The 26,110-nt window shown below is 63.3% G+C and carries 23 protein-coding genes; 13 read left to right on the top strand and 10 right to left on the bottom strand.

Features of this window, described 5'->3' with window-relative positions; translation table 11 throughout:
- The first annotated feature begins 245 nt into the window (after positions 1-245).
- From E2K99_RS09405 to E2K99_RS09365, 9 genes are all read left to right on the top strand, one after another.
- Positions 246-1,745 (top strand): ABC transporter substrate-binding protein, encoded by a 1,500-nt coding sequence (locus E2K99_RS09405; protein ID WP_134222048.1) that lies wholly within the window; start codon positions 246-248, stop codon positions 1,743-1,745.
- 5 nt (positions 1,746-1,750) lie between these two features.
- On the top strand, positions 1,751-2,707 hold the full coding sequence (locus tag E2K99_RS09400; protein WP_034337542.1) for an ABC transporter permease: 957 nt from the start codon (positions 1,751-1,753) through the stop codon (positions 2,705-2,707).
- Between the two features lie 37 nt (positions 2,708-2,744).
- On the top strand, positions 2,745-3,620 hold the full coding sequence (locus E2K99_RS09395; RefSeq protein WP_240733883.1) for an ABC transporter permease: 876 nt from the start codon (positions 2,745-2,747) through the stop codon (positions 3,618-3,620).
- Positions 3,621-3,629: 9 nt separating this feature from the next.
- Entirely contained in the window at positions 3,630-4,589 is a 960-nt protein-coding gene (locus E2K99_RS09390) for an ABC transporter ATP-binding protein (RefSeq protein WP_134222046.1), read from the top strand.
- Between the two features lie 19 nt (positions 4,590-4,608).
- A complete protein-coding gene (locus tag E2K99_RS09385; RefSeq protein WP_134222045.1) occupies positions 4,609-5,586 on the top strand; it encodes an ABC transporter ATP-binding protein in 978 nt (325 codons plus the stop codon).
- A 52-nt stretch (positions 5,587-5,638) separates the two neighbouring features.
- Positions 5,639-7,258 (top strand): gamma-glutamyltransferase family protein, encoded by a 1,620-nt coding sequence (locus E2K99_RS09380; RefSeq protein ID WP_134222044.1) that lies wholly within the window; start codon positions 5,639-5,641, stop codon positions 7,256-7,258.
- A 12-nt stretch (positions 7,259-7,270) separates the two neighbouring features.
- A complete protein-coding gene (locus tag E2K99_RS09375) occupies positions 7,271-8,065 on the top strand; it encodes a GntR family transcriptional regulator (RefSeq protein WP_134222043.1) in 795 nt (264 codons plus the stop codon).
- A 234-nt stretch (positions 8,066-8,299) separates the two neighbouring features.
- A complete protein-coding gene (locus E2K99_RS09370) occupies positions 8,300-8,911 on the top strand; it encodes a hypothetical protein (protein WP_134222042.1) in 612 nt (203 codons plus the stop codon).
- A gap of 304 nt (positions 8,912-9,215) precedes the next feature.
- Positions 9,216-10,109, top strand: a complete 894-nt coding sequence (locus E2K99_RS09365; protein ID WP_134222041.1) for a ketopantoate reductase family protein — start codon at positions 9,216-9,218, stop codon at positions 10,107-10,109.
- Positions 10,110-10,121: 12 nt separating this feature from the next.
- Here the strand turns inward: E2K99_RS09365 and E2K99_RS09360 are convergent, their stop codons facing one another.
- The 10 genes from E2K99_RS09360 to E2K99_RS09315 all read right to left on the bottom strand — a co-directional run bounded on the left by E2K99_RS09360 (position 10,122) and on the right by E2K99_RS09315 (position 20,710).
- Complete coding sequence (locus E2K99_RS09360; RefSeq protein ID WP_034337523.1) at positions 10,122-10,592, bottom strand: RES family NAD+ phosphorylase; 471 nt, start codon at positions 10,590-10,592, stop codon at positions 10,122-10,124.
- Positions 10,589-11,056 carry a type II RES/Xre toxin-antitoxin system antitoxin gene (gene parS, locus E2K99_RS09355; protein WP_134222040.1) on the bottom strand — a complete coding sequence of 156 codons (468 nt, stop codon included), beginning with the start codon at positions 11,054-11,056 and terminating at the stop codon, positions 10,589-10,591. The genes E2K99_RS09360 and parS overlap by 4 nt, the downstream gene beginning before the upstream one ends.
- Positions 11,057-11,147: 91 nt before the next feature.
- Positions 11,148-11,990, bottom strand: a complete 843-nt coding sequence (locus E2K99_RS09350) for a M55 family metallopeptidase (protein WP_134222039.1) — start codon at positions 11,988-11,990, stop codon at positions 11,148-11,150.
- A gap of 25 nt (positions 11,991-12,015) precedes the next feature.
- Positions 12,016-13,056 carry a DmpA family aminopeptidase gene (locus tag E2K99_RS09345; protein ID WP_166675053.1) on the bottom strand — a complete coding sequence of 347 codons (1,041 nt, stop codon included), beginning with the start codon at positions 13,054-13,056 and terminating at the stop codon, positions 12,016-12,018.
- The gene (gene gsiD, locus E2K99_RS09340) at positions 13,056-14,000 is read right to left on the bottom strand and encodes a glutathione ABC transporter permease GsiD (RefSeq protein ID WP_034337513.1); all 945 of its coding nucleotides are present in this window, start codon (positions 13,998-14,000) and stop codon (positions 13,056-13,058) included. Before gsiD ends, E2K99_RS09345 begins: the two co-directional genes overlap by 1 nt.
- An 8-nt stretch (positions 14,001-14,008) precedes the next feature.
- The gene (gene gsiC, locus E2K99_RS09335) at positions 14,009-14,929 is read right to left on the bottom strand and encodes a glutathione ABC transporter permease GsiC (RefSeq protein WP_134222038.1); all 921 of its coding nucleotides are present in this window, start codon (positions 14,927-14,929) and stop codon (positions 14,009-14,011) included.
- A 261-nt stretch (positions 14,930-15,190) separates the two neighbouring features.
- Positions 15,191-16,735 carry a glutathione ABC transporter substrate-binding protein GsiB gene (gsiB, locus tag E2K99_RS09330; RefSeq protein ID WP_375165998.1) on the bottom strand — a complete coding sequence of 515 codons (1,545 nt, stop codon included), beginning with the start codon at positions 16,733-16,735 and terminating at the stop codon, positions 15,191-15,193.
- Between the two features lie 135 nt (positions 16,736-16,870).
- Entirely contained in the window at positions 16,871-18,724 is a 1,854-nt protein-coding gene (locus E2K99_RS09325; RefSeq protein WP_121039344.1) for a dipeptide ABC transporter ATP-binding protein, read from the bottom strand.
- Between the two features lie 25 nt (positions 18,725-18,749).
- A complete protein-coding gene (locus E2K99_RS09320) occupies positions 18,750-19,736 on the bottom strand; it encodes an isoaspartyl peptidase/L-asparaginase family protein (RefSeq protein WP_134222037.1) in 987 nt (328 codons plus the stop codon).
- The gene (locus E2K99_RS09315) at positions 19,733-20,710 is read right to left on the bottom strand and encodes a MurR/RpiR family transcriptional regulator (RefSeq protein ID WP_121039338.1); all 978 of its coding nucleotides are present in this window, start codon (positions 20,708-20,710) and stop codon (positions 19,733-19,735) included. The genes E2K99_RS09320 and E2K99_RS09315 overlap by 4 nt, the downstream gene beginning before the upstream one ends.
- Positions 20,711-21,128: 418 nt before the next feature.
- Here E2K99_RS09315 and E2K99_RS09310 point away from each other — a divergent pair, with 418 nt between their 5' ends.
- From E2K99_RS09310 to E2K99_RS09295, 4 genes are all read left to right on the top strand, one after another.
- Entirely contained in the window at positions 21,129-22,064 is a 936-nt protein-coding gene (locus E2K99_RS09310; RefSeq protein WP_039786540.1) for a LysR family transcriptional regulator, read from the top strand.
- A 303-nt stretch (positions 22,065-22,367) separates the two neighbouring features.
- Positions 22,368-23,681, top strand: a complete 1,314-nt coding sequence (locus E2K99_RS09305) for an MFS transporter (protein ID WP_134222036.1) — start codon at positions 22,368-22,370, stop codon at positions 23,679-23,681.
- A gap of 197 nt (positions 23,682-23,878) precedes the next feature.
- Complete coding sequence (locus E2K99_RS09300; RefSeq protein WP_134222035.1) at positions 23,879-24,556, top strand: DUF2848 domain-containing protein; 678 nt, start codon at positions 23,879-23,881, stop codon at positions 24,554-24,556.
- A gap of 110 nt (positions 24,557-24,666) precedes the next feature.
- Positions 24,667-26,019: an amidase gene (locus E2K99_RS09295; protein ID WP_134222034.1), complete on the top strand. Its 1,353-nt coding sequence runs from the start codon at positions 24,667-24,669 to the stop codon at positions 26,017-26,019.
- The last annotated feature ends 91 nt before the right edge of the window (positions 26,020-26,110 follow it).

Here is a 26,110-nt window from a genome sequence, read left to right as displayed (position 1 = left end):
GTCGCAGCCATCCGGCGGGAGGCCCGCCCCGCCTGCATTCCCGGCTACTGATACAAGCTTGCCGACTGACGCGAAGCGGACACCATGGCACGCTTCCTGCATGTCTTCTTCGTTGTATACATTGACGTATCCGTGCTTGCCTTCACCATGTCCATCACCTAAGCTGGCCCGATGGCCGTGGCAGGCGGGCTTGCCGCCCAGGCCGGTTGCGCTCGATCCGTGATGACTTCTGAAAGGAAAAACGAATGAACCAGCGTGTCTCCCGTTTCCTGCTGTCCGCGATGTCCTCGGCCGTACTGGCCGCCTGTACCCTGCCCGCCTGGGCGGTGACGCTGAACATCTCGCTGGACGCCGACCCCGGCAAGCTCGACCCCACGCAGTCCTCCATGCTCAACGAGCGCATCGTCTACCAGAGCATCTTCGACAAGCTGGTGGATCTGGACGGCGAGGGCAAGATCATCCCCATGCTCGCCGAGCGCTGGACCGTCTCTGAGGATCAGAAAACGTACACGCTGTATCTGCGCAAGGGCGTCAAATTCCAGGACGGCACGCCCTTCGATGCCAAGGCGGTGGAATTCAACCTGCTGCGCGGCCAGGAGAAGACCTCCTTGCGCCGCAATGAACTGAAATACGTCAGCAAGATCACGGTGGTGGATGAGCACACCATCAAGCTGGACCTGTCGACGCCCTTCGCGCCCTTCCTCTCCATCCTCACTGATCGCGCCGGCATGATGTCGTCACCGGCCGCCGTGAAGAAATACGGAGAAGACTACGTCAACCATCCGGTCGGTACCGGCCCCTTCGTCTACGAAGGCCGCCTCAAGGGCGCCACCATCACGCTCAAGAAGAATCCCGACTACTGGCGCGCCGGCCTGCCCAAGGTGGATGAAGTGGTCTACAAGATCATGCCGGACGTCAATGTGGCCTTCAACAACCTGCGCAGCGGCCAGGTCGACATCAGCAACCGCTTCCCCTACAAGGAAATCACCAACGTCCCGGCCAACGCCAGCTACACGGTGCTCAACAAGCCGTCGCTGGGCTTCCGCGGCTTCTACATGAACACCGGCAAGCCGCCCTTCGACAAGAAGGAAGTGCGCGAAGCCGTGGATATCCTGATCGACCGCAACGCCATCGCCAAGGTGGTCTACAACAATGCAGTGGCCGCCGGCCATTCGCCCTTCTCCAAGGCGCAGTTTGCCAATGGCCCCAGCGACGTGCCGCCCAAGGTCGACGTGGCCCGCGCCAAGGCCCTGCTCAAGGCCGCCGGCAAGGAAAATGGCTTCAGCTTCAAGCTGACCCTGCCGACCACGCCCGATGAATTGCAGGTCGGCCAGATGATCCAGGGCATGCTGCGCCCGGCCGGCATCACCGTCACGCTCGAGAAAACCGAACTGGCCACCCAGATCGAGGCCGGCAAGACCGGCAACTTCGAAGGCCTGTTCGTGGGCTGGAGCGGCCGCCCCGATCCGGACCAGAACATCTATGACTTCGTCACCACCAACGGCTCTCTGAACTATTCACACTTCGGTGCCAAGGAAGTGGACGACCTGCTGCAGCAGGCCCGCGTGGAAGGCGACCAGGCCAAGCGCAAGGCGCTCTATGACCAGGCCATGGCGATCCTGGTCAAGGAAGTGCCCTACGTCTACACCGTGCATGACAACGTGCTGTTCGGTATCGCCAAGTCAGTCAAGGGCTTCCAGTACGTGCCCGATGGCGTGATCCGCACTGCGACCGTGTCCAAGTAAGTCCCATGGCCACGACGATCAAGCTGCCCAAGCTGGCCCGGCGCCTGCTGCTGTCGGTCCCTACCCTGCTGCTGGTGAGCATGGTGGTGTTTTCCCTGCTGGCGGTGCTGCCGGGTGATCCGGTGGCCGCCATCCTCGGCATGGAAGCCACGCCGGAAGCGGCCGCCGCCCTGCGCCTGAAACTGGGCCTGGACGATCCGCTGCTGGTGCAGTACGGGCGCTGGCTGTGGGCGGTGCTGCATGGCGACCTGGGCCGCTCCTTCATCGACAACACCCCGGTGGCCGATGCCTTGTGGCAGCGCCTGCCGGTGACCATCGAACTGGCCATCGGCAGCTTCCTGGTGGCGGTCGTGATTGCGGTGCCGGCCGGCATCCTCTCGGCGGCGCGACCGCGTGGCTGGGCCAATGCCATCGGCACCCTGATTGCGCTGTTCGGCATGTCGGTACCGCACTTCTGGCTGGGCATGCTGTTCATCATCCTGTTTGCGGTCAAGCTGGGCTGGCTGCCGGCCTCGGGCTTCGTGCCGCTGTCGGTGGACTGGCACGCCAACCTGATCGCCATGATCATGCCCATGGTCGTGACCGGCCTGCGTGAATCGGCCATCCTCATGCGCATGGTGCGCAGCAGTTTGCTGGAAGTGCTCAACGAGGATTACATCCGCACCGCCTTCTCCAAGGGCCTGCGCGACTGGCAGGTGGTGCTGGGCCATGCGCTGCGCAATGCCATGATCCCGGTGGTCACGGCCAGCGGCCTGATGGTCTCGGGCATGCTGGGCGGACTGGTCATCACCGAAAGCATCTTCGGCATTCCCGGCATGGGCAAGATGATCGTCGACGCCATCTTCCAGCGCGACTACGTGACTGTACAGGCCGGTGTACTGGCCGCCACCGTCATGGTGGTCATCGTCAACCTGTGCGTGGACCTGCTCTACAGCGTGATCGACCCGCGCATCGCCCGCTGAAGTCTGCCCAACGCCTCCAACCATGACGTCTCCCGACATGAACCCTCCCTCCCCTGCGCAGGCCCTGCCTGCGCTGCCCCGCTGGCGTACCCTGCGCCGCTTCAGCCGCAACCGTCTGGCGGTGATCGGTGCGGTGATCATCACTGTACTGGCACTGTTGGCCATCACTGCACCGGTACTGGCCCGGTACGATCCCATCTTTGACCAGGACTACGGCAACCTGCTGTCTGGTCCCAGCGCCGAGCACTGGCTCGGTACGGATGACCTGGGCCGCGACATCTACACCCGCATGCTGTACGGTTCGCGCATCTCGCTGCAGGCCGCGCTGATCTCGGTCGGGCTGGCCTTTTCACTGGGCGTGCCCATCGGCATCGTCAGCGGCTACTATCGCGGCGCGGTCGATGCCATCGTCATGCGCGTGGTCGATGCGCTGCAGGCCTTTCCTTCGCTGATCCTGGCGCTGGCCCTGGCCGCCGCGCTGGGGGGCGGTTTCTACAATGCCATGGTGGCCGTCGGCATCGGCTTCACCTCGTCCTTCGTGCGGCTGGCGCGCGGGCAGGCCATGACCATCCGCAACCTCGACTACGTGATGGCGGCACGCTCCATCGGTGCCGGGCACCTGCGCATCATGTGGCGCTATATCCTCCCCAATTCGCTGGCGCCCCTGGTGATCCAGGCCACCTTTGCCATGGGCACGGCCATCATCGCCGAAGCCGGGCTGTCCTACCTCGGCCTGGGGGCCAAGCCGGAAGATCCGAGCTGGGGTTCCATGCTGCACATCGCCCAGGGCTACCTGAACACCACGCCGATGCTGGCCATGTGGCCGGGCCTGGCGATCTTCCTGGTGGTGCTGGGCTTCAACCTGCTGGGCGATGGCATCCGTGAAGTGTTCGATCCCAAACTGAGCCGCTGAGGAACCGCCATGCTCACCATCGAGAATCTCAAGATCGAATTCCTCAGCCACGGCCGCCGCGTTGCGCCCGTCGATGGCGTTTCCTTCTCACTGGGGCAAGATGAAACCGTGGGCCTGCTGGGTGAATCCGGCTGCGGCAAGAGCGTCACCGCCCTGTCCATCCTGCGCCTGTTCCCCATGGCCAGCCAGGCCAGGCTGTCGGGTGCGATCCGCTTTGGCGAGCGCGACCTGCTGCAGGCCGATGATGCCACCCTGCGCAGCATCCGCGGCAAGGAGATCGCCATGATCTTCCAGGAGCCGATGACCTCGCTGAACCCGCTGCATCGCATCGGCGAGCAATTGGGCGAGATGCTGCGCATCCACACCGCACTGCCGCGCCAGGAGATCGACGCCAAGGTCGTCGCCATGCTGGAACGCGTGGGCCTCTCGCGCGCAGCGCAACTGGTGCACGAATATCCGCACAGCCTCTCCGGCGGCATGCGCCAGCGCGTCATGATCGCCATGGCGCTGCTGTGCCAGCCGCGCCTGCTGATCTGCGATGAACCGACGACCGCGCTGGACGTGACCATCCAGGCGCAGATCCTCGACCTGATGCGCGACCTCAAGCGCGAGCAGAAGACCTCCATCCTCATGATCACCCACGACTTGGGCGTAGTGGCTGAGATGTGCCAGCGCGTGGTGGTGATGTATGCCGGTCAGGTGGTGGAGCAGAGCAGCGTGGAAGATCTTTTCGACCGCCCCGCCCATCCTTATACGCATGCGCTGATGCGCGCGCGCCCGGCGCTGGATGCTACGCCCGGTGCGCCCCTGACCGCCATCCCCGGCAGCGTGCCGCCGCCAGGTACCGTCACACAAGGCTGCCGCTTCGCCGCACGTTGCGCGCGCGCCCAGGACATCTGCCGCCAGGAGATGCCGGCATTGGAAAACCTGGGTGATGGCCACAGCGTGCGCTGCTGGTATCCGCATTGAAGGTATAGAAGGCCCGATCATGACGACACTTCCTCCCCTGCTCGAAGTCCACGGACTGAAAAAATATTTCGCTTCCGGCAGCAGCACCGTCAAGGCTGTTGACGATGTCTCCTTCAGCCTGGCTGAAGGCCAGACCCTGGGCCTGGTCGGTGAATCCGGCTGCGGCAAGTCCACCACCGGGCGCAGCGTGCTGCGCCTGATCGAACCCAGCGAAGGCAGCGTGCGCTTCATGGGCCAGGAACTGACCCTGCTGCCCGAGGGCCAGCTGCGCACCATGCGCCGTCACATGCAGATGGTGTTCCAGGATCCGTATGCCTCGCTGAACCCGCGCATGACCATTGGCGAAGTGCTGGAAGAACCATTGATCGTGCACAAGCTGCACGACCGCGCCACCCGCAAACGCAAGGTGGCCGAGGCACTGGACATGGTCGGGCTCAACCCGGCCTACGCAGCGCGCCATCCGCATGAATTCTCCGGTGGCCAGCGCCAGCGCGTAGGCATTGCCCGCGCCATCATCACGCGGCCCAAGCTGGTGGTGGCCGATGAAGCCGTGTCGGCCCTCGATGTATCGATCCAGGCGCAGATCCTCAACCTCCTGCGCGAGCTGCAGCAGGAGCTGGGGTTGACCTATCTTTTCGTCTCGCACGACCTGGCCGTAATCCGGCATGTCAGCGACACCATCGGCGTGATGTACCTCGGACGCATGGTCGAATCGGGCAGATGTGAAGAGGTATACACCCAGCCGCGCCATCCCTACACGCAGGCGCTGCTGTCGGCCATCCCACGTGAACATCCACGCCAACATCGTGAACGCATCATCCTGCAGGGCAGCATCCCCAATCCGGCCGCCCCGCCTTCGGGCTGTCATTTTCATCCACGCTGCCCGTCCTGCATGGAAATATGCAAGACCGAAGCGCCACCGGCCGTCAAGGTCAGCGCTACCCATACCGTGGCCTGCCACCTGAGCCGCCCTGAGCTGAAGCTGCACCCGACGTAATACGCAAGCCAAACGATAAAATACGCCCCTGAACCAAGAACGAGAGACCGCCATGCCCGCCTTCCCCGACTTCAGCAGCAACCACTATCCCTACTTTTCGCGCCGCAGCGCCGTCTATGCCCGGCGCGGCATGGTAGCGACCTCGCAGCCACTGGCCGCGCAGGCCGGGCTGGAAGTCCTGCAGCGCGGCGGCAACGCCATCGATGCGGCCATCGCCGCAGCTGCGGCATTGACGGTGGTGGAGCCGACCGCCAACGGCATCGGCGGCGACGCCTTCGCCTTGGTCTGGCATGGCGGCAAGCTGCATGGTTTGAATGCCAGCGGCCCGGCGCCGCAATCGATCTCAGCCGACAAGCTCACCAGCGCCGGCCTGAAGGACGTGCCCAAGTACGGCGCCCTGCCCGTGACCGTGCCCGGTACACCCAGCGCCTGGGCCGCCATGGCCAAACGCTTCGGCAAGCTGGCGCTGACCGATTCCATGGCCGGTGCCATCACCCTGGCGCGTGAGGGCTTCCCGGTCTCGCCGATGGTGGCGCATGCCTGGCAGGTGGCGCAGCAGAACTTCAGGCGCGAGTTCAAGGAGCCGCATTTCCAATCGTGGTTCGATACCTTCTGCATCGATGGCCAGGCACCGCAAGCCGGCCAGCTGTGGCGCTCGGCGGGCCATGCCACCACCCTGCAGGCGATTGCCGAGGACAACGCCGAGGGCTTCTATCGCGGTGCCCTCGCGGAAAAGATTGCTGCCTTCCTGCAGCAGGCCGGCGGCTACATGCAGGCCTCTGACCTGGCCGCATTCCAGCCGGAATGGGTGGACCCCATCGGCGTGAATTATCGCGGATATGACGTATGGGAAATCCCGCCCAATGGCCACGGCATGGTGGCCCTGATGGCGCTGAACCTGCTGAAGGCCTACGACTTCTCCGAGCGCGACACGCTGGCGACCTACCACCGCCAGATCGAAGCCATCAAGCTGGCCTACGCCGATGGCCTGGCGCATATCGCCGATCCCGCGCACATGAAAGTGACAGTGGAGCAATTGCTCTCGGACGCCTATGCCGATGAACGCCGCAAGCTGATCGGCCCGCGCGCCACGCTGCCGGTGGCGGGCGACCCTTCGCGCGGCGGCACGGTGTACCTGTGCACCGCCGATGCCGAGGGCAACATGGTGTCCTTCATCCAGAGCAACTACATGGGCTTCGGCTCGGGCCTTGTAGTACCGGGCACCGGCATCGCGCTCCACAATCGCGGCAACAATTTCACGCTGCAAGCCGTGCATCCCAATGTGCTGGCCGCGGGCAAGCGTCCGTACCACACCATCATCCCCGGCTTCATGACGCGCAATGGGCAGGCAGTCGGTCCCTTCGGCGTGATGGGTGGCTTCATGCAGCCGCAGGGACACGTGCAGATGGTGATGAACACCGTTGACTTCGGCCTCAATCCACAAGCCGCGCTGGATGCACCGCGCTGGGAATGGGAGAAAGGAAACAAGGTCAGCATCGAGCACGCCACGGCCGAACATCTCTTCCGTGGCCTGGGCGGGCTGGGACACGAAGTGTCGTGGTCGGGCAACCAGCTCGGCTTCGGTCGCGGCCAGATCATCTGGCGCAATGACGAAGGCGTGCTCTGCGGCGGGACCGAACCGCGTACCGATGGCAGTGTGGCAGCCTGGTAAAGAAAGCCCATCGTGAAAAGCCTGGCCGCTCCCTCCCCCGCCGCTGACGCCGTTGCGCTCGCCCCTGATGCCGAGGGTGAGGACGCGCTGGTGCGCAATGGCTCCCTGCCCGAGTATGTCTATGCCCAATTGCGGCAGGACATCTTCGACATGCGCCTCTTGCCTGGCGACCAGATCACCGAGACCGAGATTGCGGCGCATTTCAAGGTCTCGCGCACGCCGGTGCGGCAGGCGCTGCAACGCCTGCAGAACGATGGCCTGATGCAGGGCTATGTGCGCGGGGGCTGGGAGGTAGTGCCGATCGATTTCAAGCGTTTTTCCGATCTTTATGAAATGCGCAAGCTCATCGAGACGCACGCCGTGCGCCTCCTCTGCGCCCAGGGCGCAGACCAGTCCGTGCTGGCCGGCCTGCGCGCGACCTGGTGTGTGGCCGCCGAGGCACGCGAACCGGACGGGCCCAAGGCAGCCCAGCTCGATGAGGTCTTCCACCAGAGCCTGGTGCGTGCGGCCGGCAACCAGGAGATGGCCGAGTCATTCGACCGTCTTACCGACCGTATCCGCATCGTGCGGCGGCTGGATTTCCTGTATGGCGATTGCCTGCACTCGACCTACGAGGAACATGCCGCCATCCTCGACAGCATCGCCGCCGGCGACGCCGAGGGCGCGATGCGCCTGATGGGCGAGCACATCGATGGCAGCCATGCGGAGGTCAACCAGATCACCTTGCATCGGTTGCACAGTGCGCGGGCGACGGCGACCACCAAGCCGCCGGCTTATGTGTCGGTGCGGGTGCGGCGGTCTTTCTAATTTCAAAGTGCGACTACCAAGCGGCGTCGCACATCTCCTGTATCTGCGCAATAGCACTTCGTGGTAGCTGACTACAAACGGCTACTGCGATGACATACAAAATTTTCGACTTCCTCCGGCGTATTGCTCCTCGATCGTGAACGGCCCTTGAGACAGTAGTAAGGTCACCAAGCTCGCCGAGCTGTGGCGAGTATTGGGCACAAAGTGGTTCCCGGAACACGAGAGGTCAAGATCATGTCGACAGATGAAAAGAGCAACAGCATCAATGACGAATTATTCGGGCTCTGCGAGAAGTTGTATTTCCACGAAGTGGATATTCGCGACAAGGTAAATGCACGGCTCCAAATGCCATTCGCCATTGGGGTTGCGATGGTAGGCATCCTGAGTTTTATGCTGCAAAATCTTGACCGGACGGTCTCGGGAACTTGGCTCCATATTTTTTATGGATGTTACTTTTTCTCGGGCTCCTTCATCTTTCTGGGCACCTGGTATTTCATCAAGGCTGCATGGGGTACAGAGTATCAGTTCGTAGCTCCTGGAATATTTTGGACTAACTACAAATCAGAGTGCTACAGCTTCTATCAGCATCTCGACAATGCTGACGAGCTTGCAAGAGACGCGTTTCGCTCCATGTTATCCGACCAATACGGCCGCACATCATCAGCGAATGCGATTGCCAACGACATGAGGGCTTACCATCTGCATCTCACGCTGAAATTTCTCATTCATGCCGGAATGTATGCCATGTTTGCCTTGATGGTGTTTTACTTTTCCGGATTGAACAAGCAGGAAAAAGACTCACCTGTACGGGTATTGATCACCGCGCCCATCACGCTGGAGAAGTAAATGAGCGAAACCAAAAAGATTCCACCGCCCCCACCGCCGCCTCCCATTCGATACGTTCAAGATAATCGCCCCCCTGCTCCACTCAAACCGGTACCGTCCAAGCCATCTTCGGCGCCGCGATAGATCGCCGTCGGATGCCTCCTCGCTCTGATCAGGCGAAGGTCAGCCCGAGCTTTATAGATGCAAGCTCAGCTGTCCCCGGCACGCCGGCTCTCTCCTGTCCAATGCTGACCTGCGCTGAAAGCGTGCCGATGCTGTGTTAGGCTTCCCGCCTGACTTCAATTTGCCAAGCGGGGAGACACACATGAAAGTTGCCGTGATGGGCGCAGGTGCCGTGGGATGTTATTTCGCCGGGATGCTGGCGCGGGCGGGACACGAGGTAGTCCTGGTGGGCCGGCCACAACACGTGGAAGCGTTCAATACCAAGGGCCTGCGGCTGGAAGCCAAAACCTTCGATGCGACCATCCCCGTCAAGGCCAGCACCGATCCGGCCATCGTGGCAGGTGCCGACCTGGTGCTCTTCTGCGTCAAATCCCCCGATACCGAAACCGCCGGCGCGCAACTGCGTGCGCATCTTGCCCCCGATACGCTGGTGCTGACGCTGCAGAACGGCACTGACAATGCCGAGCGCCTGCGTACGGTGATCCCGCAACCGGTCTCGGCGGCCGTGGTCTACGTCGCCACGGAAATGGCCGGACCCGGACACGTCAAGCACCACGGCCGTGGCGAGCTGGTGATCGAACCGGCCGCACGCAGCCAGCAAGCCGCCGAGGCGCTGATTGCGGCCGGCGTGCCGACCGAGATTTCCGACAACGTGCGCGGCGCGCTGTGGTTGAAACTGATCATCAACTGCGCCTACAACGCTCTCTCTGCCATCACGCAGCTGCCCTATGGCAAGCTGGTCGAAGGCGTGGGTGTGCCGGAAGTGATGGACCACCTGGTCAGCGAATGCAAGGCCGTAGCCGCCGCTGAAGGTGTGACCCTGGCTGGGGATGTGGATGTGGCCATCCGCAAGATCATCGAGACCATGCCCACGCAATTCTCTTCCACTGCGCAGGATGTGGCGCGCGGCAAGCCCAGCGAAATCGATCACCTCAACGGCTACATCGTGCGGCGGGGACAGGCGCATGGCATTGCAACGCCGGTCAACCTGACCGTGCATGCGCTGGTCAAGCTGATCGAGAGCAAGGCGCGCTGAACGTAAAACAGTTCAACCGAAGAGCCGGGCGTCAAAGCGGAACAGCTTCTTTTCCAGCACCTTGACGCTGGCCATCTGCGCATGCAGCGGATTGAGCAAGAGATTGAAATCGGTCGGGCTCACCACCGATGGCACTTTCATCACCAGTTGCTTGCCCTGTTCGATCCAGTGCTGGCCGATGGCGGCGGTGCTGGCCGGATCGCGCGCGATGTCGGACCAGTCAGGCGGCAGGCCAGGCACATAGGCCTTGCGCACGTCGGCGTCAGGTATCTCCAGCACGATGAGAAAGTAGTTGGCGCGCGGCATCAGCCCGGCCATGTGCACGAGCGACTCCAGCAAGGCCGTCGAAGCGCTGCAGCAGGTGTAGAGCACGCGCAAGCCACGCGGATTCCAGCGGCCGCCGCTGAGCGCCGCGCCATTGCCGGACAAGTCATCGGCCGCATAATGCCCAGGCTTGTCCTTGGCCAGCCGGTATACCTTCAAGCCGCCACCCCGAAGGCGATGCGCGCGAGGATGTCGCGCACCCGGTCATAACCTGGCTGGGTATCGAGCACTTCCAGCGGGGTCAATCCCCCCAGCGCCGCATTGCCACGGCGCATCCACTGTGCCGCCAGGTCCTCGTCCTCGAACACATCGGCCGCCTGCTCGCGGATGTAGAGCACGCGGGCGATGCGGTCGGACTCGGAACCGGACAGCCGTTCCTTGCGGGAAATCTTGCGCAGGATGGTGGAACTGGGCAGCCCCAATCCGGACAGCAAGGTCTGCAAGGGAATCTGCAACAGTTCCCTGGCGACGCGCTCGGCAATGATGGCATCCATGCCGTCGCGGATGGTGCGGCCCTGGCTGATCGGGTCCATGCGGGCAAACCGTTCGAAGTCGCGCGGTTTGGCACCCAATCCGGGGGAACGCTTGCTGGCGGCAGAGTCGACCGTGGCACGTGTTGCCATGTTGAACCTCTCATTTGGTCAGATGCAGACTCTCATCTTAGAAGCTTCCCAAATGAGCGTCAATCTCCCATCAAATGAGAGTTTCCTGCGATCAGCGCAACATGGCCGACATCGCCGACAAACTGTTGAGCACCCGCACCGCGTATTCCGCCGTGGGCGCATCGAATTCGACGGTGACATTGTCAGTACGCTCAAGAATCGGCAACTGGCTGAAGAGGTCAGTCAGCGCCACCGTCTGCGCCTGCAGGCGGCAACGCAGCGGGCCGCGCAGGGGCAGTACCGGCATGGCTGCCGGGTTGGCCACCAGCGCGGTGACCGCCTGGCGGGCGCGTTCTTCGAGCAGCACGCAGGACTGCTGGGGCGTGAGCGAATCGCCGCTGTTGGCACCATAGGCCTTCTTGGTTTCAGCAAAGATCGCATGCGGGAACAACGGCTGATTCTCTTCGATGAAGGCATCGTCGCCGCTGCCGAAGATCACCGGCACGCCATGTTCGGCCGCCAGTGCGCCATACAGCCCGGCCTCGCCCAGTTCCTGCCCGCCCAGCCACACGCGGGCGAAGGCAAAGCTGTTGGTGGTGTGCGCCAGGATGCCGCGCCCTTGTGCGCGCGAGTGGTAACCCACCAGCATGACCGCATCGATATCGTGATCCACGCCGCCCATCATGCCCAGCACGCGCGGCTTGCCCAGCACCATGCGCGCCTCGGGGTGCAGCAGGTCCGGCAGCAGGTTGCGGAAGCCGCCATGCGAATCGTTGACCTTGATGGCCGTTGCACCAGCCGCCAGTGCGCCACGGATGACGGCATTGGCCTCTTCGGTCATCCAGCGCCGGGCGCGTTCATATTCGCCATTGCCGGCGCGGGTCTGCTCGGTGTGGAAGACCCCGGCCACGCCTTCGATGTCGACGGAAACCAGGATGTTGGCACGCTTGTTCATGAGGCGGTCTTTCAGGGGAAGCAATTCAGGAAGCCAGGCGCTCGCGCAGGCTCATACGTACATGGCCATCACGTCCGCGCACGGTCTCGGCTGCAAAGAGCGCATGCACGATGGCTTGTTCGACGCAATCAGCGGCGGCATGGAACAGCGGGTCCAGCAGATGATCGGCCAGCAGCGCCAGGTGCAGGCAATCGGCCTCGGCCTCGATGGTCTGGGCCGTGGAGAAGGCCAGCGCAATATCGCCGCTGCCATGGCCGTAGGCGGACCCGGTGCGCGCCAGTCCGGCCCCGGCGCGGGTGGCCAGGCGTTTCAACTGCCGCGCATCCAGCGGCGCATCGGTGGCCAGGATCATGATGATGGAGCCCTTTTCGGGCGCTGTGTCGGGTGTCTCGCTGGCCGCCAATCGCGCGCCCAGCGGATCGCCCGCCAGGATCAATTCGGGCAGTCGCCCGAAGTTGGAGAGGACCAGCGCGCCGACGGTATAGGACTGCTCCGACGAATCCAAGGCAGCCACGCGCGAAGCGGTACCGATACCGCCTTTCAAACCAAAGCTGGACATGCCCCGTCCCGCCCCAACCGCGCCTTGCAGAACCTCGACCGACAAGGCTGCCATCGCTGCTTCAAAATGCTCGGGCTGCACGGCCATGGCCTGCAAGTCGTTGAGATAGCCGTCATTGCATTCCAGCACCAGCCCGTTGACCGTGGGCAGGCTGCGCCCGCATTCCGGATTGCCGCGCACCGTGTGGGCGATCTGCGCATTGAGCAGCGTCCCCACGGCAAAGGTGTTGGAGAGCGCGATGGGCGTTTCCAGCAAACCCAGTTCTTCCAGCTGCACCAGCCCCGCACTCTTGCCGAAACCGTTGATGACGGCCGCCGCCGCCGGCAGCTTGTGCGTGAAGAGATTGCCGCCATGCGGCGCAATCACGGTCACGCCGGTCTGCACCGCACCGGCATCCAGGGTGCAGTGACCGACGCGCACACCCTCCACATCGGTGATGCTGTTGCGCGCGCCGGCGGGCAAGCGGCCGATATGTGGCACATGCAGCGGCACCTGCAGGTTCATCATCAGCGCTGGTCGATCTTGGGATCGAGCGCGTCGCGCAAGCCGTCGCCCAGCAGGTTGAAGGCCAGCACGGTCAGGAAGATCGCGATGCTGGGCACCAGCGCCACGTGCGGCGAGGTGACCATGTCGGCGCGGGCTTCGTTCAGCATCAGGCCCCACTCGGGTGTGGGCGATTGCGCGCCCAGGCCGAGGAAGGACAGGCCGGCCGCCGTGATGATGGAGGTGCCGATACGCATGGTGAAATACACCACGATGGCCGAGATGGTGCCAGGGAAGATGTGCTTCCACATGATGGTGGTGTCGGACGCACCGATGCTGCGGGTGGCCTCGATGTAGGTCAGGTTTTTCAGCTGCAGCGTATTGCCGCGCACCAGGCGAGCAAAGGCCGGGATACTGAACACCGACACCGAGATGATGACGTTGATCATGCCGCCGCCCAGGATGGCGACGATGCCGATGGCCAGCAGGATGCCGGGGAAGGCGAACAGCACGTCGCAGATGCGCATGACGATGCGGTCCCACCAGCCTTCATAGTAGCCGGCCAGCAGGCCGAAGACGGTACCGATCACGGCACCGATGGCCACTGAGAAGAAGCCCGAGGCCAGCGAGATGCGTGCCCCCATCAGGATGCGGCTGAAGATGTCGCGGCCCAGCGAATCGACCCCGAACCAGTGGGTCCAGGTCGGCGGCGAATTGAGGGCGTCGTAGTCGAAGAAGTTTTCGGCATCGAAGGGCACGATCCAGGGCGCCAGGATGGCGATCAGGATCAGCAGCAGGATGAACACGCCCGCATAGACGGCCAGGCGCTGCTTCTTGAACTTGCGCCAGAACTCGCGCCACGGGGTGCGGATCTTCTGGCCGGAGGCGGCGACTGCAGCCGGATCGGGTGGCGGCAGCGGCGCGCCGGTTTCGGAGGTAGTGGCCAGAGGCGAATTGGAGAGCGACATGATTCCCCTCACTTGAAGCGAATGCTGGGGTTGATCACGGCATAAAGCACGTCCACCACCAGGTTGATGAAAATGAATTCCAGCGAGAACAGCAGGATCTCGGCCTGGATGATGGGGTAGTCACGCATCTCGACGGCATCGACCAGCAGGCGTCCCATGCCCGGCCAGTTGAACACCACCTCGACCAGGATAGAGCCGCCCAGCAGGAAGCCGAACTGCAGGCCCATCATCGTCACCACCGGAATGAGCGCATTGCGCAGGCAGTGCTTGATGACCACCACGGTCTCGGTCAGGCCCTTGGCGCGGGCGGTCCGCACGAAGTCCTCTTGCAGGATTTCGATGAAGGAAGAACGGGTAAAGCGCGCCATCACGGCGGCCACCGCCGCGCCCAGCGTCAGTGAAGGCAGGATGTAGTGGCGCCAGGTCTCGTCGCCGACGGTGGGCAGCCAGCCCAGTTCGACCGAGAAGACCTGCATGAGCAGGATGCCCAGCGAAAACGCCGGGAAGGAAATGCCGGAGACGGCCAGCGTCATGCCCAGACGATCCGGCCACTTGTTGCGCCACACCGCCGAGGAAATGCCGATGACAAGACCGAACAGCACAGCCCAGATCATGGCCACAATGGTCAGCCACAGTGTGGGCCAGAAGCGCGCGGCGATCTCTTCGGAGACCGGGCGCTTGCTGCGGATGGAGCGTCCAAAGTCGCCGTGGGCGGCATTGATGAAGAAGTTGACGAACTGCTCCGGCAGCGGCTTGTCAAGGCCGAGGTCGGCGCGCACCAGGGCGACCGTCTTTTCATCGGCTTCGGGACCGGCGGCCAGGCGTGCCGGGTCGCCCGGCAACAAGTGCACGAACAGGAAAACCAGCACCGCCACCAGCAACAGCGTGGGAATGAGGCCTAACAGGCGTTTGATGACATAGGAAAACATGGGACTCTCTGAATAAGGCTGCCCGTCGCTGGTGTGTCCACACCCTGCGGTGGAGTCGCTCCCTGCGCTGCCGGCTTGCATGGCAACGCATCGTGAATCTGTGGGGGAGGATGGCCAGCCACCCTCCCCGCTTCATTGCTGCACTTTTCTGCCCGTTACGGCCAGGCAGAGTACTTGCCCAGTGCTGCAAAACTGCATGACGCGGTCTCACAGCACTGCATTTTTGCATCGGCCCGCAAGGGCCGAAAACAAGGCGCCTGCTTACTTGGTGAACTCGATGTTCTCAAATTCGTAAGCCTGGTCCGGCATGATGTAGATGCCCTTGAGGTTCTTGGCACGGGCATACAGCAGCTTTTCGGTGACCAGGAAGGCCCACGGTGCATCCTTCCAGACTTCCTGCTGCGCGTCCTTGTACAGCGCTTCCTTTTCCTTGCGGTCGGAGACGGTCAGGGCCTTGGCGATGTCGGCATCGACCTTGTCGCTCTTGTAGTAAGCGGTGTTGAACAGACGCGGCGGGAAGGATTCCGATGCCAGCAGCGGACGCAGGCCCCAGTCGGCTTCACCGGTCGAGGACGACCAGCCCACGTAGAACAGGCGGATCGGGGCAGTGGCGGGATCCTGCCAGCTTTCCACACGCTCCACGCGCTGGCCGGCTTCCAGGGCCTGGATCTTGGCCTTGATGCCCACTTGCGCCAGCTGCTGCTGCAGGAACTGGATCACCTTCATGGCGGTGGTATGGGTGTAGGCCGACCACAGTTCGGTCTCGAAGCCGTTCGGATAGCCGGCTTCGGCCAGCAGGGCCTTGGCCTTCTTCACGTCATAGGGCCATGGACCGGTCTTGAAGGCGTAATCCACGCCTTGCGGCAGCACGCCATCCATCGGGGTGGCATAGCCATTGAAGGCGACCTTGGCCAGGGCATCCTTGTTGATGGCGTAGTTGATCGCTTCGCGCACCTTCGGATTGTCGAACGGCTTCTGCTTGACGTTCATCGACATGTAGCGCTGGATGATGGAGGGACCGGCGATCACGTCCAGGTTGCCCTTGCCCTTGAGCAGGTCAGCCTGTTCGTAGGGCAGCGGATAGGTGAACTGGGCTTCGCCGGTCTGCAGCATGGCCGAGCGCGAGTTGTTGTCCACCACCGGCTTCCACAGGATCTCGTCGACCTTGGGGTAGCCCTGCTTCCAGTAACCGTCGAACTTGGCCACCTTCACGTAGTCGGTCTGCTTCCATTCCACGAACTTGAAGGGACCGGTACCGACCGGGTGGAAGGCGATGTCCTTGTTGCCATACTGCTTCAGGGCAGCCGGGGAGATCATCGCTGCCGACGGGTGCGCCAGCACGTTGATGAAGGCCGAGAACGGTTCCTTCAGCACGACCTTGACCGTGTAGTCGTTGAGCACTTCGGTCTTGGCGATGCGGTTGAAGAGGTTGTAGCGCTTCAACTTGTTGTCCGGGTTGGTCACGCGGTCGAAGACGGCCTTGACGGCGTCGGCCTTGAAGACGGTACCGTCATGGAACTTCACGCCTTGCTTGAGGCGAATGGTGTATTCCAAACCATCCTTGCTCACCAGGTAGCCTTCGGCCAGCACCGGGATCAGCTTCATGTCCTTGTCGAAGCCATAGAGGCCCTGGTAGAAGGACTTCATCACCGACAGCGACAGCGTATCGTTGGCGTCATACGGGTCCATCGTGGTGAAGGTCGACGCTACGGCCACGGTAGCAGTCTTGGCGGCGAAGGCATTGGCCGCGCCGAACTGCAGGGCGGCGCCCAGGGTACCCAGGGCCAGCCATTTGGCGGCGCTCATTGCTTTGTTTTTTGCGGATGCGGACATTGGTCTCTCCTGATCAGTGACGCTTGAGTGGTTACAGCTTGATTGAGATTACTGCGCTGACTGCATTTACCAAATTACAGATACGACTGGGGAACATCACGCCCGCGCTCAAAAAGCGCCGGCAATACGGTGCTGGGCCACGAAGTGCCCCGGAGCCACTTCCCGCAGCGGCTCCACCTTGGGCTCATCGCCCACCAGCCGGATCGGGCTGGGAATTTCATCGGTCATCAGTTTCTTGCCCGGCTGGCGCAGGGTCGGATCGGCCACCGGCACGGCCGCCATCAGCTTGCGCGTGTACGGGTGCTGGGGATTTTCGAAGATGGCGCGGCGCGGTCCGATCTCCACGATCTGGCCCAGGTACATCACCGCTACCCGATGGCTGATGCGCTCCACCACCGCCATGTCGTGCGAGATGAAGATGAAGGAGATGCCCAGCTCGGCCTGCAGGTCCAGCATCAGGTTGACGATCTGGGCTTGGATCGACACGTCCAGTGCCGACACCGATTCATCAGCAATGACGATCTTGGGATTCAACGCCAGGGCGCGGGCGATGCAGATGCGCTGGCGCTGGCCACCGGAAAATTCATGCGGATAGCGCTGGCCATGCTCGGGCGTCAGGCCCACGCGGGTCAGCAGCGCATCCACGCGTTCCTGCGCCCCCTCCTTCAGGCCGTGCACCAGCATCGGCTCCATGATGGAGTAGCCGACGGTCATGCGCGGATCGAGCGACGCGAAGGGATCCTGGAAAATGAACTGGATGTCGCGGCGCAGCTCGCGCAATTCCGAACGCGGCAATTGCGCCAGGTCGCGGCCGCCGAACTCGACCTTGCCGCCGGCGATGTCGACCAGGCGCAGCAGCGAGCGCCCGGTGGTGGACTTGCCGCAACCGGATTCGCCGACGATGGCCAGGGTCTCGCCGGAATAGAGATCGAAGCTCACCTTCTCGACCGCATGCACGCGCTGCTTGACGCGGCCGAAGATGCCGCTCTTGACGTCGAAGCGGGTAGTCAGGTCGCGCACCTTGAGGATGGGTTGGCGCTGCGCGGCGATCTCGGCCTGGGCCTGCAGTTCGCTGGCGATCAGGTCGGGACGTACCTCGGCCTGCGGCGCAATGCCGAAGCGCAGCGGCTTGTCGGTACCGCGCATGGAGCCCAGGCGCGGCACGGCCGCCAGCAGCGATTGGGTGTAGGGATGCGCAGGAGCGGCAAAGAGTTGCTTGACCTCGTTCTCTTCGACCTTCTCGCCACGGCACATCACTACCACGCGGTCGGCCACTTCGGCCACCACGCCCATATCGTGGGTGATGAAGATCACGCCCATCTGCATCTCCTGCTGCAGCGAACGGATCAGTTGCAGGATCTGGGCCTGGATGGTCACATCCAGGGCCGTGGTCGGTTCGTCGGCAATGAGCAGAGAGGGCTTGCACGACAAGGCCATGGCGATCATCACGCGCTGGCGCATGCCGCCGGAGAGCTGGTGCGGATGGCGACCCAGCACGCGTTTGGCTTCGGGAATGCGCACCATCTCCAGCATGCGCAGCGCCTCGGCCTGGGCGGCGGCGCGGCTCATGCCTTGGTGCAGGCGGATCGATTCGGCAATCTGCTCGCCGACGGTGAAGACCGGATTGAGCGAGGTCATCGGTTCCTGGAAGATCATGGCGATCTCCGCGCCCCGGATGCTGCGCATGGTGGCGTTGTCAGCCTGCGCCAGGTCCAGCGACTGGCCGCTGCGGCGCAGGAACTGCATGCTGCCGCTGGCGATCTTGCCACCACCGTGTTCGATCAGGCGCATGATGGCCAGCGACGACACAGACTTGCCCGAGCCCGATTCGCCGACGATGGCCAGGGTCTCGCCCTGGTTGACGTGGAAGGACAGGTCGCGCACCGCATCGACCGTTCGTTCGGAGGTGGCAAAGCGGACATTGAGCTGACGGACATCCAGCACGCGTTGGGACTGTTGCATCTTGATTCTCTCCTGCTCGGCCGCTTCAGGCCGGTGCTGCGTAAATGGCGGTGACCGGGGCCAGTTCGCCACAGCCCCAGGCGCGATACATGCCTTCGGTATTGAAGGGCAAGGCCAGGTTGCCGTGGCGGTCGATGGCGATGACGCCACCGCGTCCGCCCACCTTGGGCAGGGTCTCGAAGACCACGGCGCGGCTGGCTTCTTCCAGCGACTGGCCGGCATAGGCCATGCGCGCGCCGATGTCGTAGCAGGCGGCGGTGCGCATGAAGGCTTCGCCGGTGCCGGTGGCCGACACGGCCACGGTGGCGTTGTTGGCATAGCAGCCGGCGCCGATGATGGGCGAATCGCCTACGCGGCCAGGCTGCTTGTTGGTGATGCCGCCGGTCGAGGTGGCCGCAGCGAGGTTGCCGAACTGGTCCAGTGCGACGGCACCGACGGTGCCGAACTTGTTGTCCGGATCGATGGGTTCCTTGGGCTCGGCGGCTTTCTCCGCGAAGGCGAAGGAAGAGGCATCGTGGTCCAGCATGGCGCGCGACTGGCCGCGTACGCGCTGCCATTGTTCGTGGCGGGCATCGGTATGGAAGTAAGCGGGTTCGACCGTGACGGCACCGTGGCGCGCGGCAAAGGCTTCGGCGGCAGGGCCGACCAGCAGCACGTGTTCGCTCTTTTCCATCACCGTGCGTGCGGCCAGGATAGGGTTGCGCAGCTTGGTCACGCAGGCCACCGCGCCCGAGGAGAGGTCGGCACCATTCATGACACAGGCGTCCAGCTCATGCTTGCCTTCGCTGGTGTAGACGGCACCATGGCCGGCGTTGAAAAGCGGGCAGTCTTCCAGCAGGCGCACGGCTTCGGTGACGGCTTCCAGTGCCGAGCCGCCGGCATTGAGCACGGCCTGGCCGGCGGCGACGATGTCGGACAGCGCCTGGTGATAGCGGGCCTCGTCCTCGGCCGAAAGCGAAGCGCGCGTGATGGTGCCTGCGCCGCCGTGGATGGCAATTACCGGAGTGGTCATGCGTTGGTCTTTCCTTTGGTTGGGGCGCGCTTGGCGGCCGCCCGCGCGGGCTTGCCGACCGGCGTGGTGCCGGCGCGCTGTTGCTGCTGGGCCAGGTACAGCCAAGGCAGCACGAATTCAGCCATTTGCGTGGCGGCCTGCACCGAGCGGCGTGCGCGATGTGCCACGGCATCGCACAGGGCCTGGATCAGGATCAGTGCGGCCGCATCGGAAGTGGGCGCGAGGCGGCCATCGGTCTGGGCATACAAGGCGACGTCGGCCAGCGGCACCAGCGGCGATCCGGGCGTGTCGGTGAGTGCGATCACGCGTGCGCCCTTCTCCACCGCGCGCTGGGTGAGCCAGACAGTGTCGGCCGCATAGCGCGGGAAGACCATCGCAATCACCAGGTCATCGCTGTCGAGCTTGAAAAACTGGCGCGCCGCCTGCGAGGGGCCGCCTGCCATGGCCACCGAACTGACGGTGCGCACATAGGGTTCCAGCGTATGGGCCATCAGGCCGGAGAGATAGGCTGAGGCACCGAAGCCGGTGATGAAGATGCGCTGCGCCGAGAGGATCATGTCGACCGCCTGCTCGCAGTGTTCCGGCGTGAGCATGCGGCGCGTGGCCTCGATGTTGGCGATGTCGCTATCGAAGGCGGCGGCCATGATCTCGGCGCTGGTGGCGGTGCGCTGCACCTGCTCGCGCAGTTTTTCCACGGGCGCCAGGGTGGTCGCGAAATCCGAGACCAGTGCGGCGCGGAACGAGGCATAACCGTCGAAGCCCAGTGCATGGGCGAAGCGGTTGGCGGTGGCCACCGAAATGCCGGCCGCTTCCGACAGTTCGTCGATGGTCATGGTGGCGGCGCGGAAGGGGTTGCCCAGCACGTAGTCCGCCGTCTTGCGGTGCGACTTGGACAATTGCGGATACAGCTTGCCCACGGCCTGTGCTACCGCACCGGCTCCCTGCAAACTGATGTTCTTCGGCTGTTGTGTCACCGCCCGCTACCCCGTCGTCATTGAATTCACTGCCCTCTGCAAAAAAACGCAAAAAAAATAAATCGTTTAAATCATTTATTTCATTTGCAGAGCGCCCTGCCACCACTGTTCTTGCAATGTTCTTGTGCTGTTGCGCCCGCTGATGCGGGCGTATTTATCATCGCGCAGGACTTGTCATTTGCATCAGTCCCGCCGAAAAAAATGTAAATATATTTTCATTTTCGCGGCGAGTAAAGAAAAAATACTTTCAAAAACCGAATATCCTTATAACGCACCAGAAGCACGCGATAGCCCGCATGAAATGCACCAGATGTGCGCCAGATGAACGAAGATTCATTGCGCAGTGCACCAAAAATGACAGCCTGGATCACGACCTGAAGGCGATAAAATACGCCCCTTCACTCCGCCCTGCCCGCTCATGAATATCCGCTTCCTAGAAACCTTCGTCTGGCTGGCCCGCTTGCGCAATTTCCGGCTCACGGCCGAGCGGCTGCACACCACGCAGGCGGCTGTCTCCAGCCGCATCGCTTCGCTCGAACAGGATTTCGGCGTGCGCCTGTTCGACCGCAGCGCGCGCGAGGTGGCGCTGACCGCCGATGGCAGCAAGGCGCTGGTGTATGCCGAGCGCATGGTCAAGCTCATGCGCGAGATGAAGGACGACATGTCCGACCGCGAAGTGTTTGCCGGCGTCATTCGCATCGGGGTGATCGAATCCATCGTGCACAGCTGGTTTCCGGATTTTCTCGGACGCCTTCACAAGGCCTTTCCGCGCCTGCAGATCGAGATCGTCAGCGACACCACCATCCACCTGCACGAACAGTTCAGCAAGAGCAACCTGGACCTGGTGCTGCAGGCCGAACCGGTGATCGGGCCGCAGGTCAGCAATATCGCGCTGTGCGAATTCCCCATGCGCTGGGTCGGCAGCCCCAAGCTCGACATCGGCAGCGAGACGCTGTCGCTGGCGGACCTGGCGGCCTTCCCCATCATCAGCTTCGCCCGCAATTCGGGGCCGCATGCAGTCATCGAGCGCTTGTTCTCGGGCAGCGAGCGGGGTGAGCGCACATTGCACATCAACTGCATCGCCTCGGTGGCCACCATGATCCGCCTGGCCACGGATGGCTTCGGCATCACGGCGGTGCCGCCGGCCATCATCCAGCGCGAACTCAACGAAGAGAGCCTGCACCTGCTGCGCGTGGATACCGAGTTCCCGGCACTGGCGCTGATCGCCTGCTTCCGCTCGGACCATGAGAATCCGCTGACTGAAACAGTGGCCCGCATCGCGCAGGAAACGGCGTCCGACTTCGCACTCAATTGGGGCCAGGAGATCGCGCGGCTGCCCGCCCCGCTCGGCTGAGATCGGCCGTCCTCCCGCCTGCAGGCTGCCCTGCGTGCCGATGCGCGGGCAAGCTTGGACAGCACCATCCTGAAGCAAACAGCGCCCTGCTTTTGCTCATAAGATTTTTCAATCAAGGCCGTTCAGATTTTCTTGTTGGACAGCGCCCGCCCTGCATCCCCATACTGAATTCAGACCGGCGCCTTCGGGCTGGCACCGGAACATGCCCGGCCCTGCAGTGCTTGCCGCCGCTCCCATCCCATCCATGCAGAACACAACACGGCGCCGTCACACGGACGCCGGCCACACTTGAGGAGGTTTTCCATGTCGTATTCCCCATCCGCTGCGGCCACCGCGGCGCCCCCGGCCAGCAGCAGTGCCAGCCTCGAGGCGACCTATGGCAAGATCGCCTGGCGCCTGATTCCTTTCCTGGTCTTCCTGTTCGTGCTGGCCTGGATCGATCGCGTCAACGTCGGCTTCGCCAAGCTGCAGATGCTGCAGGACCTGCAGTTCTCGGAGGCGGTGTATGGCCTGGGCGCCGGGATCTTCTTCATCGGCTATTTCCTTTTTGAAGTGCCAAGCAACCTGCTGCTGGAAAAGATCGGCGCCCGCAAGACGCTGGCGCGCATCACCATCCTCTGGGGTCTGGCCTCGATGGCCATGGCCTACGTCACCACGCCGACCAGTTTCTATGTGCTGCGCTTCCTGCTGGGCATCTTTGAAGCGGGCTTCTTCCCCGGTGTGGTGCTGTATCTCACCTACTGGTTCCCGGCCAAGCGCCGTGCCCGCGTCAATGGCCTCTTCATGACCTCCTTTGCCATCGCCGGTGCAGTCGGTGGCCCGATTGCCGGGCTCATCATGAGCAGCATGGAAGGCGTGGGCCATCTGGCCAACTGGCAATGGCTCTTCATCATCGAAGGCATTCCGTCGATCCTGGCGGGCTTCGCCGTGCTGGCCTGGCTGCCGGAAAAACCGGCCAACGCCAAGTGGCTGAGCGAGGCTGAAAAAACTGCTGTCACACAAGTGCTGGCCGCCGAGAACAGCGCACCGGGCAAGCATTTTTCCTTCAAAGATGCCTGTGCCAACTACCGCGTCTGGATTTGCGCCGCCGTGTATTTCTGCGTGGTCAGCGGCAATGCCACCATCGCCTTCTGGGCACCGTCCATCATCAAGGAAATCGGCGTCAAGGGTAACCTGCAGATCGGCCTGATCTCGGCCATCCCCTTCGTGGCCGGCACGCTGGCGATGGTATGGAACGGCTTCCACTCCGACAAGACCGGCGAGCGCCGCCTGCACAGCGCCATCGCCACGCTCATCGCCTGCATCGGCTTGATCGCCACCGGCATGACGCTGGGCAATGCGACGCTGGCCCTGTGCTCGCTGACGCTGGCAGCCATCGGCATCCTGGCGGCCTTCCCGGTGTTCTGGTCGATTCCCGGCGCCTTCCTGGCCGGCACGGCAGCCGCCGGCGGCATCGCTCTCATCAACTCCATCGGCAACCTGGCCGGCTTCGTCGCCCCTTACATGATCGGCGCATTGAAGACCAGCACCGGGTCGCTCTCCTCCGGCCTGTATTTCGTGGCCGCGCTCGAATTCCTCGCCAGCTTCCTGGTGGTGGTGTTCGTCAAGAAGCATTGAAGGCAAATCAAATGCTCTTCTGACTTTTCCTATTCCGTTCCCCCCCTTCCGTTCGAACTGAGTAGATCCGAAGGATCGTATCGAAGGCGTGGCTGCCGTAGCGCCTTCGATACGCTGCTGCGCAGCTACTCAGTCCGAACGGAAGAAGAAGTGCATAGCGCTTCAACCATTGATTCAACCTGTTGGAATAAATACTCATGAAGCTGACCTTTACCCTCCCCGACCAATCCCCCCTCCACGCCGACATCGATACCCTGGTCATCGCCGGCTGGGCCGGCCGCGACATGGCGGCCATCGAGCATCACATCGAAGAACTGGAAGCGCTGGGCATCTCGCGTCCCAGCGCGGTGCCGCTGTTCTACCGCGTCTCGGCCAACCAGCTCTCGCAGGCCGCGCAGGTGCAGGTGCTGGGCGAGGCGTCGTCCGGTGAAGTGGAGACCTTCGTCTTCAACAGCGGCGGCGAGCTGTATGTCTCGATTGCCTCCGACCACACCGACCGCAAGCTGGAAGCGCACAGCGTGGCCTTCTCCAAGCAGGCCTGCGTCAAGCCCGTGGGCAGCAGCGCGTGGAAGCTGTCGGACGTGGCCGAGTACTGGGATGAACTGGTGATCCGCTCCTGGATCGAGGAAGACGGTGCCACCAAGCTCTACCAGGAAGGTACGCTTGCCTCGCTGCGTACGCCCGGCGACCTGATCGCGCGCTTCACGCAAGGCGGCGCCACCCTGCCCGAGGGCTGCGGCATGACCTGCGGCACCGTGGGTGCCATCGGCGGCATCCGTCCTGCGGCATCCTTCACGATGGAATTGTTCGACCCGCGCCGCCAACGCGCCCTGCGCCACCATTACGTGGCCGAGTCGCTGGCCGAGGTGGCCTGATTCCACGGGGCGGCCCAAGAGGCCGCCCATGCGCCTTTGTTGGATGCGCCAGGCAATGCGATACTTGCGCATCTGCGAATTTGTCCTCCGACCACACCGACTCCCTCATCATGCCGAGCACACTCTCCCAACTGGCCGCCGACCTCGATGCCGGCCGCATCACTTCCCTGCAACTGACCGAACAAGCCCTGGCCCGCATCGCCGATCCGGCGGGCGAAGGCGCGCGCGTCTTCACCAGCGTCTACGCCGAGCAGGCGCGCGCCGCCGCCCGTGCTTCCGATACCCTGCGCGCGGCCAAACTGTGTCGCTCGCCGCTGGAAGGTGTACCGGTCTCGGTCAAGGATCTGTTTGATGTCGCCGGCGAAACCACGCTGGCCGGCTCCGTCGTCCTGCGCGGCAAGCCCGCTGCCACCGAACATGCGGCGGTGGTGCAGAACCTGCTCAAGGCCGGTGCCATCGTCATCGGCAAGACCAACATGACCGAGTTCGCCTACTCGGGCCTGGGCATCAATCCGCATTACGGCACGCCGCAAAACACCTGGGAGCGCAATATCGAAGGCGGCCGCATTCCCGGCGGTTCTTCTTCCGGCGCGGCCATCTCGGTGACCGATGGCATGGCCTTCGCCGCGGTCGGGTCCGATACCGGCGGATCCGTGCGCATCCCCTCGGCACTGAACGGCCTGACCGGATTCAAGCCCACGGCCGCACGGGTGTCCATGCAAGGTGTACTGCCACTGTCCGCTTACCTGGACTCGATTGGCCCGCTGGCTGTATCGGTAGAGTGCTGCGCCATCATGGACGCTGTACTGGCCGGTGAAGCCTATGTGTCCGTAGTCGCCCATCCGCTGCGCGGCCTGCGCCTGCTGGCCCCGACCAATGTGGTGCTGGACGCCATGGACGAGACCGTCGGCAAGGCCTATCGCGCCGCGCTGGACAAACTCCGCGCCGCCGGTGCCGTCATCGTCGAAGCCGAAGTGCCGGCCTTCAACGCCCTGGCCGCCATCAATGCCAAGGGCGGCTTCACCGCTGCCGAAGCCTACGCCTGGCATCGCGCCCTGATTGCCGAGAACGCCGGCGGCTATGACCAGCGCGTGGTCTCGCGCATCCTGCGCGGCAAGGACATGAGCGCCGCCGACCTGCTCGATGTGCTGCACGCCCGCCCGCGCTGGATCGCCGAAGTGCAGGCGCAACTGGCCGGTTACGATGCGCTGGTGATGCCGACCGTACCCATCGTGGCGCCGCGTATTGCCGAGCTGCAAGCCAGCGACGATGCCTATTACGCCGCCAACGGCAAGATCCTGCGCAACCCGACGCTGATCAACTTCCTCGATGGCTGCGCCGTCTCCCTGCCCTGCCATGCGCCCGGCACTGCCCCGGTCGGACTGTCGCTGGCGGCGGCCGGCGGCGAGGACAAGCGCCTGCTGGCGATCGCCATGGCGGTGGAAGGACTATTGGCCGCCTGATCCGGAATTTTGCTCCCCTGACAAGGCTTGCGTGCGCGCAAGCCTTTTTTGTGCGCGCTTTTAGCCGCATTTACATGCTGTTACCGACAAG

Source organism: Herbaspirillum huttiense (assembly GCF_004367745.1).
In the GTDB taxonomy this organism is placed as follows: domain Bacteria; phylum Pseudomonadota; class Gammaproteobacteria; order Burkholderiales; family Burkholderiaceae_D; genus Herbaspirillum; species Herbaspirillum huttiense.
This window is presented reverse-complemented; position numbering and strand designations above follow the sequence as displayed.

Excerpts from the sequence above, each read along its gene's own strand:
- E2K99_RS09405 (WP_134222048.1), top strand. The coding sequence starts at position 246 with ATGAACCAGCGTGTCTCCCGTTTCCTGCTGTCCGCGATGTCCTCGGCC.
- E2K99_RS09400 (WP_034337542.1), top strand. The coding sequence starts at position 1,751 with ATGGCCACGACGATCAAGCTGCCCAAGCTGGCCCGGCGCCTGCTGCTG.
- E2K99_RS09395 (WP_240733883.1), top strand. The coding sequence starts at position 2,745 with ATGAACCCTCCCTCCCCTGCGCAGGCCCTGCCTGCGCTGCCCCGCTGG.
- E2K99_RS09390 (WP_134222046.1), top strand. The coding sequence starts at position 3,630 with ATGCTCACCATCGAGAATCTCAAGATCGAATTCCTCAGCCACGGCCGC.
- E2K99_RS09385 (WP_134222045.1), top strand. The coding sequence starts at position 4,609 with ATGACGACACTTCCTCCCCTGCTCGAAGTCCACGGACTGAAAAAATAT.
- E2K99_RS09380 (WP_134222044.1), top strand. The coding sequence starts at position 5,639 with ATGCCCGCCTTCCCCGACTTCAGCAGCAACCACTATCCCTACTTTTCG.
- E2K99_RS09370 (WP_134222042.1), top strand. The coding sequence starts at position 8,300 with ATGTCGACAGATGAAAAGAGCAACAGCATCAATGACGAATTATTCGGG.
- E2K99_RS09365 (WP_134222041.1), top strand. The coding sequence starts at position 9,216 with ATGAAAGTTGCCGTGATGGGCGCAGGTGCCGTGGGATGTTATTTCGCC.
- parS (WP_134222040.1), bottom strand. The coding sequence starts at position 11,056 with ATGGCAACACGTGCCACGGTCGACTCTGCCGCCAGCAAGCGTTCCCCC.
- E2K99_RS09350 (WP_134222039.1), bottom strand. The coding sequence starts at position 11,990 with ATGAACAAGCGTGCCAACATCCTGGTTTCCGTCGACATCGAAGGCGTG.
- E2K99_RS09345 (WP_166675053.1), bottom strand. The coding sequence starts at position 13,056 with ATGATGAACCTGCAGGTGCCGCTGCATGTGCCACATATCGGCCGCTTG.
- gsiD (WP_034337513.1), bottom strand. The coding sequence starts at position 14,000 with ATGTCGCTCTCCAATTCGCCTCTGGCCACTACCTCCGAAACCGGCGCG.
- gsiC (WP_134222038.1), bottom strand. The coding sequence starts at position 14,929 with ATGTTTTCCTATGTCATCAAACGCCTGTTAGGCCTCATTCCCACGCTG.
- gsiB (WP_375165998.1), bottom strand. The coding sequence starts at position 16,735 with ATGAGCGCCGCCAAATGGCTGGCCCTGGGTACCCTGGGCGCCGCCCTG.
- E2K99_RS09325 (WP_121039344.1), bottom strand. The coding sequence starts at position 18,724 with ATGCAACAGTCCCAACGCGTGCTGGATGTCCGTCAGCTCAATGTCCGC.
- E2K99_RS09320 (WP_134222037.1), bottom strand. The coding sequence starts at position 19,736 with ATGACCACTCCGGTAATTGCCATCCACGGCGGCGCAGGCACCATCACG.
- E2K99_RS09310 (WP_039786540.1), top strand. The coding sequence starts at position 21,129 with ATGAATATCCGCTTCCTAGAAACCTTCGTCTGGCTGGCCCGCTTGCGC.
- E2K99_RS09305 (WP_134222036.1), top strand. The coding sequence starts at position 22,368 with ATGTCGTATTCCCCATCCGCTGCGGCCACCGCGGCGCCCCCGGCCAGC.
- E2K99_RS09300 (WP_134222035.1), top strand. The coding sequence starts at position 23,879 with ATGAAGCTGACCTTTACCCTCCCCGACCAATCCCCCCTCCACGCCGAC.
- E2K99_RS09295 (WP_134222034.1), top strand. The coding sequence starts at position 24,667 with ATGCCGAGCACACTCTCCCAACTGGCCGCCGACCTCGATGCCGGCCGC.